We start from the raw sequence: 12,824 nt of genomic DNA on the forward strand, positions 1-12,824 counted from the left end.
GGCGCGGCCCGCGCACGCCGGCCGTGCCCGCCACCGCGGGGCGGCTCGCGCGCATCCATCCCATGGGGAGCCGCGCCGAACCCGAGCTCGCGCTGCGCCCTGGCGTGCCCGCGCTGTCGCACTTCCCGATCGCGGCCTGGCGCGGCGCGCTCGACCGCGCGCTGCGCGGTGCCGGCCATGCCGCGCTCGGCTATGGCAATCCCTTCGGCGAGCCCGCGCTGCGCGCCGCCATCGCGCAGCACCTGGGCCTGGCGCGCGGCGTGCGCTGCACGGCCGAGCAGGTGGTGATCGCCGAGGGCGCGCAGGAAGCCATCGCGCTGTGCGTGCGCCTGCTCACCGACCCGGGCGACACCGCCTGGGTCGAGGACCCCGGCTACCGCGGCGCCAAGTCCGCGATGCACGCGGGCGACCTGCGCATCGTGCCGATGCCGGTCGATGCCGGCGGCCTGCGCGCAAGCGAGGAGGACTGGCGGCTGCAAACGCCGCGGCTGGTCTATGCCACGCCCTCGCACCAGTACCCCTCGGGCGTGGTGCTCGGCATCGCGCGGCGGCTCGCGCTGATCGCGCAGGCGCGCGCGCACGGCGCCTGGATCATCGAAGACGACTACGACAGCGAGTTCCGCCACACCGGCGACCCCATCGCCGCCATGCAGGGGCTGGTGCCGCAGGCGCCGGTGCTCTACGTGGGCACCTTCAGCAAGACCATGTTCCCCTCGCTGCGGCTGGGCTTCCTGGTGCTGCCCGAGGACCTGCTGGCCACCGTGCGCGCACCGCTCGAGGAGATGCTGCGCGGCGGCCATCGCCACGAGCAGCTCGCGCTGGCCGACTTCATCGAGAGCGGCCAGTTCAGCCGCCACCTGGGCCGCATGCGGCGCCTGTACCGCGAGCGCCAGCAGGCCCTGCGCGCCGCGCTCGAGCGCCACTTCAGGCTGCCGCACACCATCGACGGCGGCCACTGCGGCATGCACCTCACCGTGCGCCTGCCCGCGCGCTTCGACGACCGCCGCATCGCCGCCGAGGCGCGACGCCACCGCATGGCGCCGATGCCGCTGTCGGCCGCCGCGATCCGGCCCGGGCCGGACTGCAACGGGCTGGTGCTGGGCTACGGCAACACCTCGGCCGAGCTGTTCGAGCCGATGGCGAAGCGGCTGGCGCAGCTGGCGCGCGCGGTCGGCCGCTGAAGTCCTCGCGCCTGTCGCGCAGGCGTCAAGGTGGGGCGTTCGCGCCCGCGGCGATAGCAACTCGGTACAAGGCGCGCCCGCCCTGCCTCGATAGCCTCGCCGCACCCACAACGACGACGGAGACAGAGCGCATGAGCATGAAGAAGAAGACATTCCCGCTGCGGCGGTTCGGGATCGCGGGCGCGGTGGCGGCGGTGGCCGCCCTCGCTGCCTGCGGTGGCGGGGACGGCGGCGCGGTCGTCGCTTTCCCGCCGGTGTCGGTGGCACCGCCACCGCCGCCGCCCGCCGCGCCGCCCGCGGCCCACCCGCTCCAGGTCGCCACCACCTACGGCGAGGTCGAGGGCGCCGCGCAGGCGGATGGCGCGGCCTACGCCTGGCTCGGCATTCCCTACGCGCAGCCGCCGGTCGGCGAGCGGCGCTGGAAGCCACCGGTCTCGCCGAACGCCTGGAGCGGCGTGCGCAGCGCCAAGGACTTCGGCCGCTCGTGCGCGCAGGCCGGCAGCTTCTATGCGCCGCCGCTGACCGACGACGGCTTCACGCGCGAGATCGGCACCTCGTTCGGCCAGCTCGTCGGCGCCGAGGACTGCCTCACGCTCAACGTCTGGCGGCCCGCCACGCAGGAGAAGAACCTGCCCGTGGTGGTGTGGGTGCACGGCGGCGCCAACACCGTGGGCTACACCCACAACCCGACCTACGACGGCGTCAACTTCGCGCGCAGCAACAACGCCGTCGTCGTCACCGTCAACTACCGGCTCGGCGTGTTCGGCTGGTTCCGCCATCCGGCGCTCAGGAGCGGCGATGCGCTCACCGACTCGGGCAACTACGGCACGCTCGACCTGGCCAAGGCCCTCGAGTTCGTGCATGCCAATGTCGCGGCCTTCGGCGGCGATCCGCGCAACGTCACGCTGATGGGCCAGTCGGCCGGCGCCTGGAACACCTACGCGATGATCCTGACGCCGCTGAGCAAGGGCAAGGACTGGTTCCAGAAGGCCGTGCCGATGAGCATGGGCGTGAAGATCTCGAGCACCACGCAGGCCGACACCTATGCCAAGGGCGTGGTGCGCAAGCTGCTCGTGATGACCGGCGCGGCCACCGAGGCCACCGTGGACGCCACCATCGCGGGCATGAGCGAGGCGCAGGTCGCGAGCCTGCTGCGCAATGCACCGGCCTCGCAGCTCGCGCTGCTGTCCTCGGGCCAGGCCGACAACATCGGCGACGGCACCGTGCTGCCCGCCGTCGCGCGCACCGCGGTCGAGGCGGGCGAGTACCGCAAGGTGCCGCTGCTCGCGGGCACCACGCGCGACGAGGGCAAGATGTTCCTGCAGTCCTACTACCAGGTCGACGACGCCACGCGCTTCCTGATGATGTACGACTTCGATCCGAACCGGCCCACCGCGCCGGGTTCGGCCACGCTCGCGAGCGTGCTCAAGCCCGGTGCCACGGTCGATGCCTACAACGCGGCCGGCAAGGCGGTCACGGCCGCGAGCTTCGCGGCCAGCATCACCTCGGCGCTCACCCTGTTCCAGGCGCACCAGCCCGAGGTCTACGCCTACCGCTTCGATTGGTCGCAGGGCCCCGAGCCGTGGAACACGCTGTACGGCGCGGGCCATTCCACCGACATCCCGTTCATGTTCGGCAACTTCGGCAAGGGCATGTTCTCGATGAACTACACCGATGCCAACCGGCCGGGCCGCGAAGCGCTGTCGGCCGCGATGATGGGCAGCGTGGGCGCGTTCATGAAGACCGGCAACCCCAACCATGCCGGCCTGGGCGTGGAGTGGGTGCGCTGGACGCCCGCGGGCACGCCGCGGCGCCTGCTGTTCGACGCGACGGCCAGCGAGAAGCGGATCGTGCTGGAGTGAGCGAAGGACTTCAGCCGGCCGCGATGCCGAAGCCGGTGTCGAAGGTGGTCTTCACGTCGAGCGCCTGCTTGATCAGCCCCACCTGCCGATAGAAGTCCGCCGTCCCCTGCTGGTCGGCGACCACCTGCGCATCGATCGGCACCCACTTCTGCTGGCGCCGCTCGAACTGCAGCTTCGCGGCCTCGGGCGGGATGCCGATGATGCGCGCGAGCGTGGCGGAAAAGGCATCGACGTTGCGATAAGACCATTGCTGCGCGCGCACCACGCGTTGCAGGAAGTCCTGCAGCACCGGCCGCTTGGCGGCGATCGCCGCGTCGGTGGCCGCGAGGTAGCTCAGGCCCGGCAGCAGGCCGCGGCCGCTCGCGAGCACGCGTGCATGGCCGCTGGTCTCGGCCAGCGCGGTATAGGGCTCCCAGGTGGCCCAGGCATCGACCGAGCCCTGCGTGAGCGCGAGCTTGGCGTCGGCCGGCGCGAGGAAGCGCAGCTGGATGTCCTCGGGCTTCAGCCCGGCCGCGACGATGGCCTTGAGCGTCACGTAGTGGCCGATGGAGCCGCGGTTGGTGGCCACGCTCTTGCCCTTGAGCTCGGCCGCGCCCTTGAGCGGCGAATCGGGCCGCACCAGCACGGCCGTGCCGTAGGAGTCGGAGCGGTTGGCGCCGATCGCCTTCACGCGCGTGCCGGCCGCGAGCGCGAAGATCAGCGGCGCATCGCCGATCGGGCCCGAATCGACGGCGCCCGCATTCAAGGCCTCGGCCAGCGGCGCGGCGGCCGGGAATTCCGACCACTGGATGTCGTACGAGAGGCCCTCGAGCCCGCCCGCGGCCTCGAGCAGCGCGCGCAGGCCGCCCTTCTGGTCGCCGGCCTTGAGCAGCGGGCGCGCCTGGGCACGGGCCTGCAGCGCGAAGGCGGGCAGGGCGGCGATGGTCGCGGCGGCGCCGCCCTGGGCGATGAAGCGGCGGCGGCTGGCGGATGGCATGCGGTTCGTCATGGCGTGACCGTGCTCAGGCCAGCGGGTCGTACGACACGTGGTCCGCGAAGCGCGCCGGGTCGGTGCTCTTCTTGAGCACGCCCACGTTGCGGAAGTCGGCCGCGTAGAACGCGACCTCGTCGCGCAGGCTGCGGCCCAGCGGATGGTGCGCATGCGTGAGCGTGCCCAGCAGCGCGCGCAGGTCCTCCACCGGCACCTTGGGCGAATACTTGGCGAACAGCCTGGCCGATTCGTTCGGGTTCTCGGCCACGTAGTCCGAGGCCTGCGCGATGGCGCGCACCAGCCCGGCCACGGTGGCCTTGTCCTTGCGCACCAGCTCGCCGCGCGCGCCGACGATGCAGCAGACCTTGTCCTTGTACTCGCCCGTGAGGTTGCTCGCGATCTCGACGAACGCGCCCTTGTTGCGCTTCTCGATCAGGTAGACGTTCGGGTCGCCGTCGGCGATGGCGTGGATCTCGCCCTTCTGCACCGCGAGGTCGAGCAGGTCGGCCGGGTACTGGCGCCAGGTCACGTCGCGCTCGGCGTCGATGCCGTTCTTGGCGAGCAGGATCGAGAAGAAGTTCTTGCCCGGGCTCGTGATGTCCGACACGCCGATGATCTTGCCCTTGAGGCTCGCGAGGCTGGTGGCGCCCGCGGCCTTGGCGCCCACCAGGCGCACGCAGCCGCCGTGCGAGCTGCCGACGATCTTCACGTCGAAGCCCGACTCCAGCGGCTTGAGCCAGCGGTGGATCATGCCCACCGCCGCGTCGGCCTTGGCCGTGGCCAGCGATTCGAGCAGCTGGTCGGTCGAGCCGGTGTAGTTGATGAGCTCGACCTGCAGGCCGTTGCGCTCGAAGTAGCCGCGTTCCTGCGCCACCACCACCGGCGAGAGGCAGAAGGCCGCGGCGTTCCAGGCGAAGGTCAGCTTGCGCGTCGACTGCGAGAAGGCCTGCGAGGCGATCAGGCCGCCCGAGGCGACCACGGCTGCGGCGCCGCCGGCACGCAGGAGGCGGCGGCGGGAGAGGGATGCGTTCATCGGCGGTTCCAGGAGAAAGAAGGAGTCAGTCCAGCAGCTCGGGCTCGGCCTCGACCAGCCCCTGGTAGAGGCTGTCGAAGGAATGGATCGCGCCCTCGGGCCCGCCGATCTGGCCGTGCGTGTGGCGCGCCGTGGCTTCGTCGATCGGTTGCGGCGTGCCGGCGGCCTCGGCCAGCAGCTGCGTGTGGCAGGCGTTGTCGAGCGCGATGTACCACCAGGCCGCGGCCTCCACCGTCGGTCCGGCGGTCAGGATGCCGTGGTTCTTGAGGATCGCGCCCTTCTTGTCGCCGAGTGCCTGCGCGATGCGGTCGCCTTCGCTGGTGTCGACCACCATGCCGGTGAAGTCGTCGAACAGCGCCACGTCGTCGTGGAACACGCAACTGTCCTGCGTCAGCGTGTCGAGCTTGCGGCCCAGGGTCGACCAGGCCTTGCCGTAGGTCGAGTGGGTGTGGGCGGCCGCGACGATCCTCGGGTTGTGCTCATGGATCGCCGCGTGGATCGCGAAGGCCGCCTTGTTGAGCGGCCGGTCGCCGATCACGGTCTCCCCCTTGGCATTGACCAGCAGCAGGTCGGAGACCTTGATGCGCGAGAAGTGGATGCCCAGCGGGTTGACCCAGAAGTGGTCGCTCAGCTCGGGATCGCGCGCGGTGATGTGGCCGGCCAGGCCCTGCGCGAAGCCGAAGCGCGCGAACAGGCGGAAGGCGCCCGCCAGGCGCTCCTGGCGGTGGCGGCGCTCGGCCTGCACGCTGGTGCGCGGCGGGATCGGGTCGAACCAGTACTTCTGCGTCGGCACCGGGTTGAGCTTCAGGGCCGAGGCGTTGCGGTCGATGGAAAGAACGGCGCTCATGGGGATGTCCTTGTCGTGATGCGGTTCAGGCGGCCTTGCGGATCGAGGCCGCGCGCTGCGCCACCAGTTCGCGCGTGCGCGGGATCAGTTCGCGCCCGTAGTCGGCCGCGTCCTCCAGCGGATCGAAGCCGCGGATCAGGAAGGTGGTCACGCCGAGGTCGTAGTAGTCGAGCAGCGCATCGGCGACCTGCTCGGGCGTGCCGACCAGCGCGGTGCTGTTGGAGCGCCCGCCGATCTCCTGCGCGACCGCGGTCCACAGCCGCTTGTCGAGCCGCGTGCCCTGCCCGGCCGCGGCCAGCAGGCGCTTGGCGCCCTCGCTCTGCTGCGGGCCGCCGCGGTTGTAGCCCTGCACCACGCGCAGCCGCCTGGTCTCGGCCAGGATGTGGTCGGCGCGGGCCCAGGCCTGCTCCTCGGTCTCGGCCAGGATCGGGCGGAACGAGACCGAGAAGCGCACGCCGCGGCCATGCTTGGCGGCCTCGGCGCGCACGCGGGTCGTGAGCTCGCGCGCCTGCTCGAGCGACTCGCCCCACAGCGCGTAGACGTCGGCGTACTTGCCGGCCACGGGGATCGCGGCTTCCGAGGCGCCGCCGAAATACACCGGCACGTGCGGGCGTCCGTTGCGCGTCTGCAGCGGCTTGACCTCCGAGAAGGCGTTGAGCGCGCGGTAGTGCGCGCCCTCGTGGTCGAAGGGCTTGTCGGCCTGCCAGACCTTGTGCAGCAGCTCGAGGTATTCGTCGGTGCGCGCATAGCGCTGGTCGTGGTCGAGCCAGTCGCCGTCGCGCTTCTGCTCGTCGTCGGAGCCGCCCGAGATGTAGTGCACCGCGAGCCGTCCGCCGCTGAACTGGTCGAGCGAGGCGAACTGGCGCGCCGCCAGCGTGGGCGCCACGAAGCCCGGGCGGTGCGCGAGCATGAAGTGGATGCGCTCGGTGACCGAGGCCGCGTAGGCCACGGTCAGCGTGGCGTCGGGGCCGGTCGAGTGGTGCGGCACCAGCACGCGGTCGAAGCCGGCCTGCTCGTGCGCCTGGGCGAAAGCGCGCACGTAGTCGCGGTCGATCGCCGGGCCCTGGGCGGCATGGATCTCCGAGACCTTCTGGCCCTGGATCATGCCGATGAATTCGACGCCGCTGTTGTCGTTGCTGTTCTGGCTCATGGTGTGTCCTCTCGGTGGGTGTCTGTCGGAAACGGATGAAGAAGGGATCAGGCCGCGGACGGCTGGCGCAGCACGCCGTCGAAGCCGCGGTCCCACAGCGGTCGCACGTCGGCCGGGCCGTCGAGCACGCCGATGCGCAGGAAGGTGTCGGCCACGTCCTGGTGGCTGCGCACCACCGCGTCGCTGACCGGGCCCAGGCTGTAGTCGCCGCTGCGGCCGTTGAACAGCTCGACGATGTCGCCCACCGGCACCCGGGTCTCGGCCGACTGGGCACGCGCATAGGCGAGGAAGTTGCCGTTGATCCAGGCGAAGGCGCGCTGCAGCCGCTGCAGCAGGTCGGCGATCGCGGCGCGGCGCAGCGGGTCGTCGAGCGTGCGCGGGTTGGCGTAGATCGGGAAGTTGCCCGACAGGTAGCCGACGCCGGTCTTGATGGTGCGCGCGCCGTACTGGATGCGCGCGAGCTGGCCGTTGTAGCCGTAGATGGCCCAGGCATCGAGGTCGCCGCGCGAGAAGGCCGACAGCCCGTCGGCCGGCGTCAGGCTCACGGCCTGGATGTCGTTGAAGCCCAGGCCGGCCTCGGCCAGCTGCTTGGCGAGGTAGTAGTGCGAGGTGGTGGCGCGCACGTAGCCCACGCGCTTGCCCTTGAGGTCGGCGATGCCGCGGATCGGTGCGTCCTTGCGTGCCAGCGTGGCCTGGTTGTTGAGGTCCTCGTGCGTCACCGCCACCAGCTTCACGCTCGACTTCTGCCGCGCCGCGAACACCGGCGGGATCTCGCTGCCCGAGCCCAGGTCGAGCGCGTCGCCGTTGATCGCCTCGATGTGCAGCACGCCGTTGTTGAGTTCGCGCCAGTCGATGCGGTAGGGCGTGTTGCCCTGGCCCGAGGCCTGGATCAGCGGCCGCCACAGGCCCTTGTAGGTGCCCACGCGCAGGGTCACGCCCGCGAGGTCGCGCGCCGGGGCGCTCGGTGCCGCCCGCGCGATGCCGCCGGCGGCGGCCGTCGCGCCGAGCGCGGCCAGGGCGTGCAGCGCCTGGCGGCGGTCCATGGAAAAGAAGGGGCTCATGCGGTCGTCGGCGGGGCGGGGGGAAACGGCGAACGTAACCAGCCGCGCCGCCGATGCGAACGCAGAAAAACGAGTTTGGATATGCGCGATGCGTCGTTTTCGCGCGCACGGCGGCTCGCTAACGTGCCGGGACCATGAGCGCCATCCCCCTGCGCCGGCCCGCGGCCGGCCCGAATTCCCGCGATTCCTCCGGCCTGCCCGACGCCGCGCTGCTGGCCAGCCTCACGGCGCGCTTCGCGAGCACCGCCGCCGACCACGACCGCAGCGGCGCCTTTCCCGCGCAGAACTTCGAGGCGCTGCAATCGCATGGCCTCATCGGGCTGGTCGCGCCGACGGCCTTCGGCGGCGGCGGCGCCACGCTGAATACGGCGCGGCAGGTGATCGCCGCGGTGGCGCGCGGCGAGCCCGCCACGGCGCTGATCCTCACCATGACCTACCTGCAGCACCATGGGCTGGCGCGCGGCGACAGCCGCTGGCCGCCGCACCTGCGCGAGCGCGTGCTGCGCGACGCGGTCGAGCACGGCGCGCTGATCAATGCGCTGCGCGTCGAGCCCGCGCTCGGTTCGCCCGCGCGCGGCGGCCTGCCCGCCACCGTGGCGCGCCGCGACGGCGAGGGCTGGCGCATCGACGGCCACAAGCTCTACACCACCGGCATCGAGGGCCTGGGCTGGCTCGCCGTGTGGGCCCGCACCGACGAGCCGGCGCCGCGCACCGGCGTGTTCCTGGTGCCGCGCCATGCCGGGGGCGTGCGCGTGATCGCGAGCTGGGACCACCTGGGCCTGCGCGCCTCGGGCAGCCACGAGGTGGTGTTCGAGAACGTCGCGATCCCGCTCGACCACGCAGTGGACCTGCGCGCGCCGGCCGACTGGGCACCCGATGCCGGCAGCCAGACCGACATCGACGCCCAGGCCTCGCAGCAGGCCTGGATGGTGGTGCTGCTCGGCAGCCTCTACGACGCGGTCGCGCGTTCGGCCCGCGACTGGCTCGTGGGCTTCCTCAACCAGCGCGCGCCCGGCAGCCTGGGCGCGCCGCTCTCGAGCCTGCCGCGCGTGCAGGAGACCGTGGGCGAGATCGAGGCGCTGCTGCGCACCAACCGCGTGCTGCTCGACGCGGCCAGCGAAGCCGTCGACGGCGGCCGCACGCCGTCGGCGGTCGACAGCGGGCTGCTCAAGCACACCGTCACCGGCAACGCGGTGCGCGCCGTCGAGCTCGCGCTGCAGCTCACGGGCAACCACGGCCTCGCGCGCCAGAACCCGCTCGAGCGCCACTACCGCGACGTGCTGTGCAGCCGCATCCACACGCCGCAGAACGATGCGATCCTGGTCGGCGCGGGCAAGCGCGCGCTGCTGTCGACGGGAGCCGCCGCATGACCGACCTGCTGTTTTCCAGGGCATCGCGCCGCCGCTGGCTCCAGCAGGGCGCGGCGCTCTCCATCGCGGCCACGGCCTCGTTGCGTGGCTGGGCCCAGCCGCAGACTTCGCTGGTGCTCGGCGACCAGGCCGGTGGCCTGCGCTCGCTGTTCGAGGCCTCGAAGGCACTCGAGGGCGCGCCCTTCGCCTACCGCTGGGCCAACTTCCAGGGCGCCGCGCCGCTGTTCGAGGCGCAGCGCAGCGCGGCGGTCGACACCGCGATGGCCGGCGACCTGCCGGTGCTCGCCGCGGCCGTCGGCAGGACGCCGCTGAAGATCGTCGCCACGCGCGTCGGCAAGGCCGACTCGCTCGGCATCGTGGTGCAGCCCGATTCGAAGCTGCGCAGCGTGGCCGACTTGCGCGGCCAGACCGTGGTCGTCTCGTCGGCGCGCGGCAGCATCTCGCAGTACCAGCTCTACGGCGCGCTCGAGGAGGCCGGCGTGCGGCGCGACGAGGTCACGGTGAAGTTCGTGCTGCCGACCGACGCGGCGGCCGCCTTCGCCTCGCGCCAGATCGACGCCTGGGCCATCTTCGATCCCTACTACACGATCGCGCTGCAGCAGGGCGGGCGCATCCTGCGCGACGGCCGCGGCATCAATACCGCGCTGGGCTTCATTACCGCCAGCGAATCCTCATTGGCCGATCCCGCCAGGCGCGCCGCCATCGTGCAGTTCCTCGACCGGCTGGGCCGCGCGGGCGACTGGGCGCTGGCCAATCCCGAGGCCTACGCGCAGGCCTACAGCCAGCTCACGCGGCTGCCGATCGAGTCGGCCCGGCTCATCACCGCGCGCGCCTCGGTGGCCGCGCGGCCGGTGAGCGAGGCCGACATCGTGGCGCTGCAGGCCGTGGCCGACCGCTCCGCGCGCGACGGCATCCTGCCGGTGCGCGTCGACGTGCGCGCGATCTCCGACACCCAGCTCTGGAAGCGCGCGGCGTGAGCGCCGCCGTTCCCGCATCGATCGCGCCGCTGCGCGAGTTCGTGGTCGATTTCGGCCGCCTGCTCGACGGCCGGCCCGACGAGCGCGCCATCCTCGCCGAGGGCGGCGCGCTGCTGCGCCGGCTGGTGGCGCGCGACGACTGGCTGCCCGAGGCCTTCGCGCAGCCCGACCCCGCGCGCTACCAACAGTTCCTGCTGCATGCCGACAGCACCGAGCGCTTCTCGGTCGTGAGCTTCGTCTGGGGACCGGGCCAGGCCACGCCGGTGCACGACCACACCGTGTGGGGCCTGATCGGCATGCTGCGCGGCGCCGAGTACAGCCAGCCCCATGCCTTCGGCGACGACGGCCAGGCGCGGCCGGTGGGTGAAGCGGTGCGGCTCGATCAAGGCGACGTCGAGGCCGTCTCGCCCACCGTCGGCGACCTGCACCGCGTGCACAACGCGCATGCGGACCGCGTGTCGATCAGCATCCATGTCTATGGCGCCAACATCGGCGCGGTGCGGCGGCATACTTACCCGGCCGAGGGCGGGCGCAAGCCCTTCGTCTCGGGCTACACCAACACGCTGCTGCCCAATCTCTGGGACCGGTCCGCCGAACGCCGGGCGGTCCCGCCCGACACCACGCCATGACCGACGCCACGCTCCAAGCCACCTCCGCCTTCCCCGTCCTCTCGTTCGCCGCCGTGCGCGAACGCCTGCTCACGCCCGGCGCCGAGATCGTGCTGCTCGACGTGCGCGAGGAAGACCCTTTCGCCCAGGCCCATCCGCTGTGGGCCGCGAACCTGCCGCTGTCGCGCATCGAGATCGAGGCCTGGCGCCGCATCCCGCGCCGCGACACCTTGATCGTGCTGTTCGGCGAGCACCGCGGCACCGATCTCGCACCGCTGGCCGCGCGGCGGCTCGCGGGCCTCGGCTACACCCGGGTGCACCTGCTCGAGGGCGGCCTCGAGGGCTGGCGCGCGGCCGGCGGCGAGCTGTTCCGCGACGTCAACGTGCCGAGCAAGTCGTTCGGCGAACTGGTCGAGCACGAGCGCCACACGCCCTCGCTCTCGGCCCCCGAGGTGAAGGCGCTGATCGACGAGCGCGCCAACGTGGTCGTGCTCGACGCGCGCCGCTTCGACGAGTACCAGACCATGAGCATCCCCGGCGCCACCAGCGTGCCGGGCGCCGAACTGGTGCTGCGCGTGCGCGAGCTCGCACCCGATCCGGCCACGCGCGTGATCGTCAATTGCGCGGGGCGCACGCGCAGCATCATCGGTACGCAGTCGCTGGTGAATGCCGGCATTCCCAATCCGGTGGCTGCGCTGCGCAACGGAACGATCGGTTGGAAGCTCGCGGGGCAGGTGCTCGACCATGGGGCGGTGCGGCGTGCGCCGGAGGCGGTGAGCGCCGCGCATCGTTCGCAGGCGCGTGCCGATGCGCGGCGCGTGGCGCAGAAGGCCGGGGTGCGGTGGGTGGCGGCCGATGCCGTGGACTCGCTCGAGGAGGCGGGGCGGACGGTCTATCGCTTCGATGTGCGCACGCCCGAGGAATACGCGGCGGGTCATCTTCCCGGCTTTGCGGGAGCGCCCGGTGGGCAGCTCGTGCAAGAGACGGATCACCAGGTGCCGGTGCGGCATGCGCGGATCGTGCTGGCGGATGACGATGGGGTGCGGGCTTCGATGTCCGGCTCCTGGCTGGCGCAGATGGGGTGGGAGGTCTATGTGGTGGAGCCTGTGCCTGCTGCCGATGCGTTGAGCGAACGGGGTGCTCTGGCCGCTGTGTATCCGGAGGTGGCTCGGGCCGTTGGAGAGATCGAGCCGCTGGACTTGGCTCGGTTGCTCGATGGCGATGCCTCGTCGACTGCGGTGATCGATGTGACGGCCAGTGCGAATTACGTGAAGCGGCATGTGCCGGGGGCGTGGTTTGCGATTCGGGCGCAGCTCTTGGACGCGGTTGCTGAAGTCGTTCCTTCGGCTCGGCGCTATGTGTTGACTTGTGGGAGCAGTTTGCTGGCTCGGTATGCGGCTTCGGATCTGCGGGAGTGGCTCGATTCGCGTGGGGAGCTGGATGTGGAGGTGCTCGTGCTGCTTGGGGGGAATGCTGCCTGGTTCTCTGCCGGGCTTCCTTCTGAGTCTGGTGAAGCCCGGTTGGCTACCGAGAGGACGGATCGGTATCGGAGGCCTTATGAAGGGACCTCGGCTTCTGTGGAGGCTATGCAGGGGTATCTGGATTGGGAGTTTGGACTCGTTGAGCAGTTGGGGCGGGATGGGACGCATCTCTTTGTCGTGGCCTGAACCTGTCGGTTGTTTTCTTGCTGAGGCTGTTGGCCGGGTCTCGCCCCGGCGGGCGAGTCACTTTCTTTTGCTTCGCCAAAAGAAAGTAACCAAAGAAA

At 71.6% G+C, this 12,824-nt stretch carries 11 protein-coding genes; 6 read left to right on the plus strand and 5 right to left on the minus strand.

The genetic code is table 11. The annotated features are described in order from the left end of the window. The coding region (gene pdxR / locus AC07RM_RS40520; protein WP_495338076.1) for a MocR-like pyridoxine biosynthesis transcription factor PdxR at positions 1 to 1,181 on the plus strand (1,181 nt) is incomplete at its 5' end. 137 nt (positions 1,182 to 1,318) lie between these two features. Beyond that, positions 1,319 to 3,043 carry a carboxylesterase/lipase family protein gene (locus AC07RM_RS40525; RefSeq protein WP_495338077.1) on the plus strand — a complete coding sequence of 575 codons (1,725 nt, stop codon included), beginning with the start codon at positions 1,319 to 1,321 and terminating at the stop codon, positions 3,041 to 3,043. 10 nt (positions 3,044 to 3,053) lie between these two features. Here AC07RM_RS40525 and AC07RM_RS40530 read toward each other — a convergent pair whose 3' ends face one another. The 5 genes from AC07RM_RS40530 to AC07RM_RS40550 are packed head-to-tail and all read right to left on the minus strand — an operon-like array spanning position 3,054 to position 8,104. Continuing rightward, positions 3,054 to 4,019 (minus strand): ABC transporter substrate-binding protein, encoded by a 966-nt coding sequence (locus tag AC07RM_RS40530; RefSeq protein ID WP_495338078.1) that lies wholly within the window; start codon positions 4,017 to 4,019, stop codon positions 3,054 to 3,056. Between the two features lie 25 nt (positions 4,020 to 4,044). After that, complete coding sequence (locus tag AC07RM_RS40535) at positions 4,045 to 5,046, minus strand: ABC transporter substrate-binding protein (protein ID WP_431510015.1); 1,002 nt, start codon at positions 5,044 to 5,046, stop codon at positions 4,045 to 4,047. Positions 5,047 to 5,071: 25 nt separating this feature from the next. Further along, a complete protein-coding gene (locus AC07RM_RS40540; RefSeq protein WP_495338079.1) occupies positions 5,072 to 5,893 on the minus strand; it encodes a class II aldolase/adducin family protein in 822 nt (273 codons plus the stop codon). Between the two features lie 25 nt (positions 5,894 to 5,918). Next, a complete protein-coding gene (locus tag AC07RM_RS40545; protein WP_495338080.1) occupies positions 5,919 to 7,043 on the minus strand; it encodes an LLM class flavin-dependent oxidoreductase in 1,125 nt (374 codons plus the stop codon). 47 nt (positions 7,044 to 7,090) lie between these two features. Beyond that, positions 7,091 to 8,104 carry an ABC transporter substrate-binding protein gene (locus AC07RM_RS40550; RefSeq protein WP_495338081.1) on the minus strand — a complete coding sequence of 338 codons (1,014 nt, stop codon included), beginning with the start codon at positions 8,102 to 8,104 and terminating at the stop codon, positions 7,091 to 7,093. Positions 8,105 to 8,238: 134 nt separating this feature from the next. On the opposite strand from AC07RM_RS40550, the gene AC07RM_RS40555 reads away from it, so the two are divergent. The 4 genes from AC07RM_RS40555 to AC07RM_RS40570 are packed head-to-tail and all read left to right on the plus strand — an operon-like array spanning position 8,239 to position 12,726. Beyond that, positions 8,239 to 9,474: an acyl-CoA dehydrogenase family protein gene (locus AC07RM_RS40555; RefSeq protein ID WP_495338082.1), complete on the plus strand. Its 1,236-nt coding sequence runs from the start codon at positions 8,239 to 8,241 to the stop codon at positions 9,472 to 9,474. Further along, positions 9,471 to 10,451 (plus strand): ABC transporter substrate-binding protein, encoded by a 981-nt coding sequence (locus tag AC07RM_RS40560; RefSeq protein ID WP_495338083.1) that lies wholly within the window; start codon positions 9,471 to 9,473, stop codon positions 10,449 to 10,451. Before AC07RM_RS40555 ends, AC07RM_RS40560 begins: the two co-directional genes overlap by 4 nt. Continuing rightward, entirely contained in the window at positions 10,448 to 11,080 is a 633-nt protein-coding gene (locus AC07RM_RS40565) for a cysteine dioxygenase family protein (RefSeq protein ID WP_495338084.1), read from the plus strand. The genes AC07RM_RS40560 and AC07RM_RS40565 overlap by 4 nt, the downstream gene beginning before the upstream one ends. Beyond that, entirely contained in the window at positions 11,077 to 12,726 is a 1,650-nt protein-coding gene (locus AC07RM_RS40570; protein WP_495338085.1) for a rhodanese-related sulfurtransferase, read from the plus strand. Before AC07RM_RS40565 ends, AC07RM_RS40570 begins: the two co-directional genes overlap by 4 nt. Positions 12,727 to 12,824 lie beyond the last annotated feature (98 nt).

The organism is Variovorax sp. GW821-FHT09B05 (assembly GCF_059418265.1).

Bases quoted from the DNA above. Each gene is read 5' to 3' on its own strand.
- AC07RM_RS40555 (WP_495338082.1), top strand. From the start codon at position 8,239: ATGAGCGCCATCCCCCTGCGCCGGCCCGCGGCCGGCCCGAATTCCCGC.
- AC07RM_RS40525 (WP_495338077.1), top strand. From the start codon at position 1,319: ATGAAGAAGAAGACATTCCCGCTGCGGCGGTTCGGGATCGCGGGCGCG.
- AC07RM_RS40560 (WP_495338083.1), top strand. From the start codon at position 9,471: ATGACCGACCTGCTGTTTTCCAGGGCATCGCGCCGCCGCTGGCTCCAG.
- AC07RM_RS40545 (WP_495338080.1), bottom strand. From the start codon at position 7,043: ATGAGCCAGAACAGCAACGACAACAGCGGCGTCGAATTCATCGGCATG.
- AC07RM_RS40570 (WP_495338085.1), top strand. From the start codon at position 11,077: ATGACCGACGCCACGCTCCAAGCCACCTCCGCCTTCCCCGTCCTCTCG.
- AC07RM_RS40550 (WP_495338081.1), bottom strand. From the start codon at position 8,104: ATGAGCCCCTTCTTTTCCATGGACCGCCGCCAGGCGCTGCACGCCCTG.
- AC07RM_RS40530 (WP_495338078.1), bottom strand. From the start codon at position 4,019: ATGCCATCCGCCAGCCGCCGCCGCTTCATCGCCCAGGGCGGCGCCGCC.
- AC07RM_RS40535 (WP_431510015.1), bottom strand. From the start codon at position 5,046: ATGAACGCATCCCTCTCCCGCCGCCGCCTCCTGCGTGCCGGCGGCGCC.
- AC07RM_RS40540 (WP_495338079.1), bottom strand. From the start codon at position 5,893: ATGAGCGCCGTTCTTTCCATCGACCGCAACGCCTCGGCCCTGAAGCTC.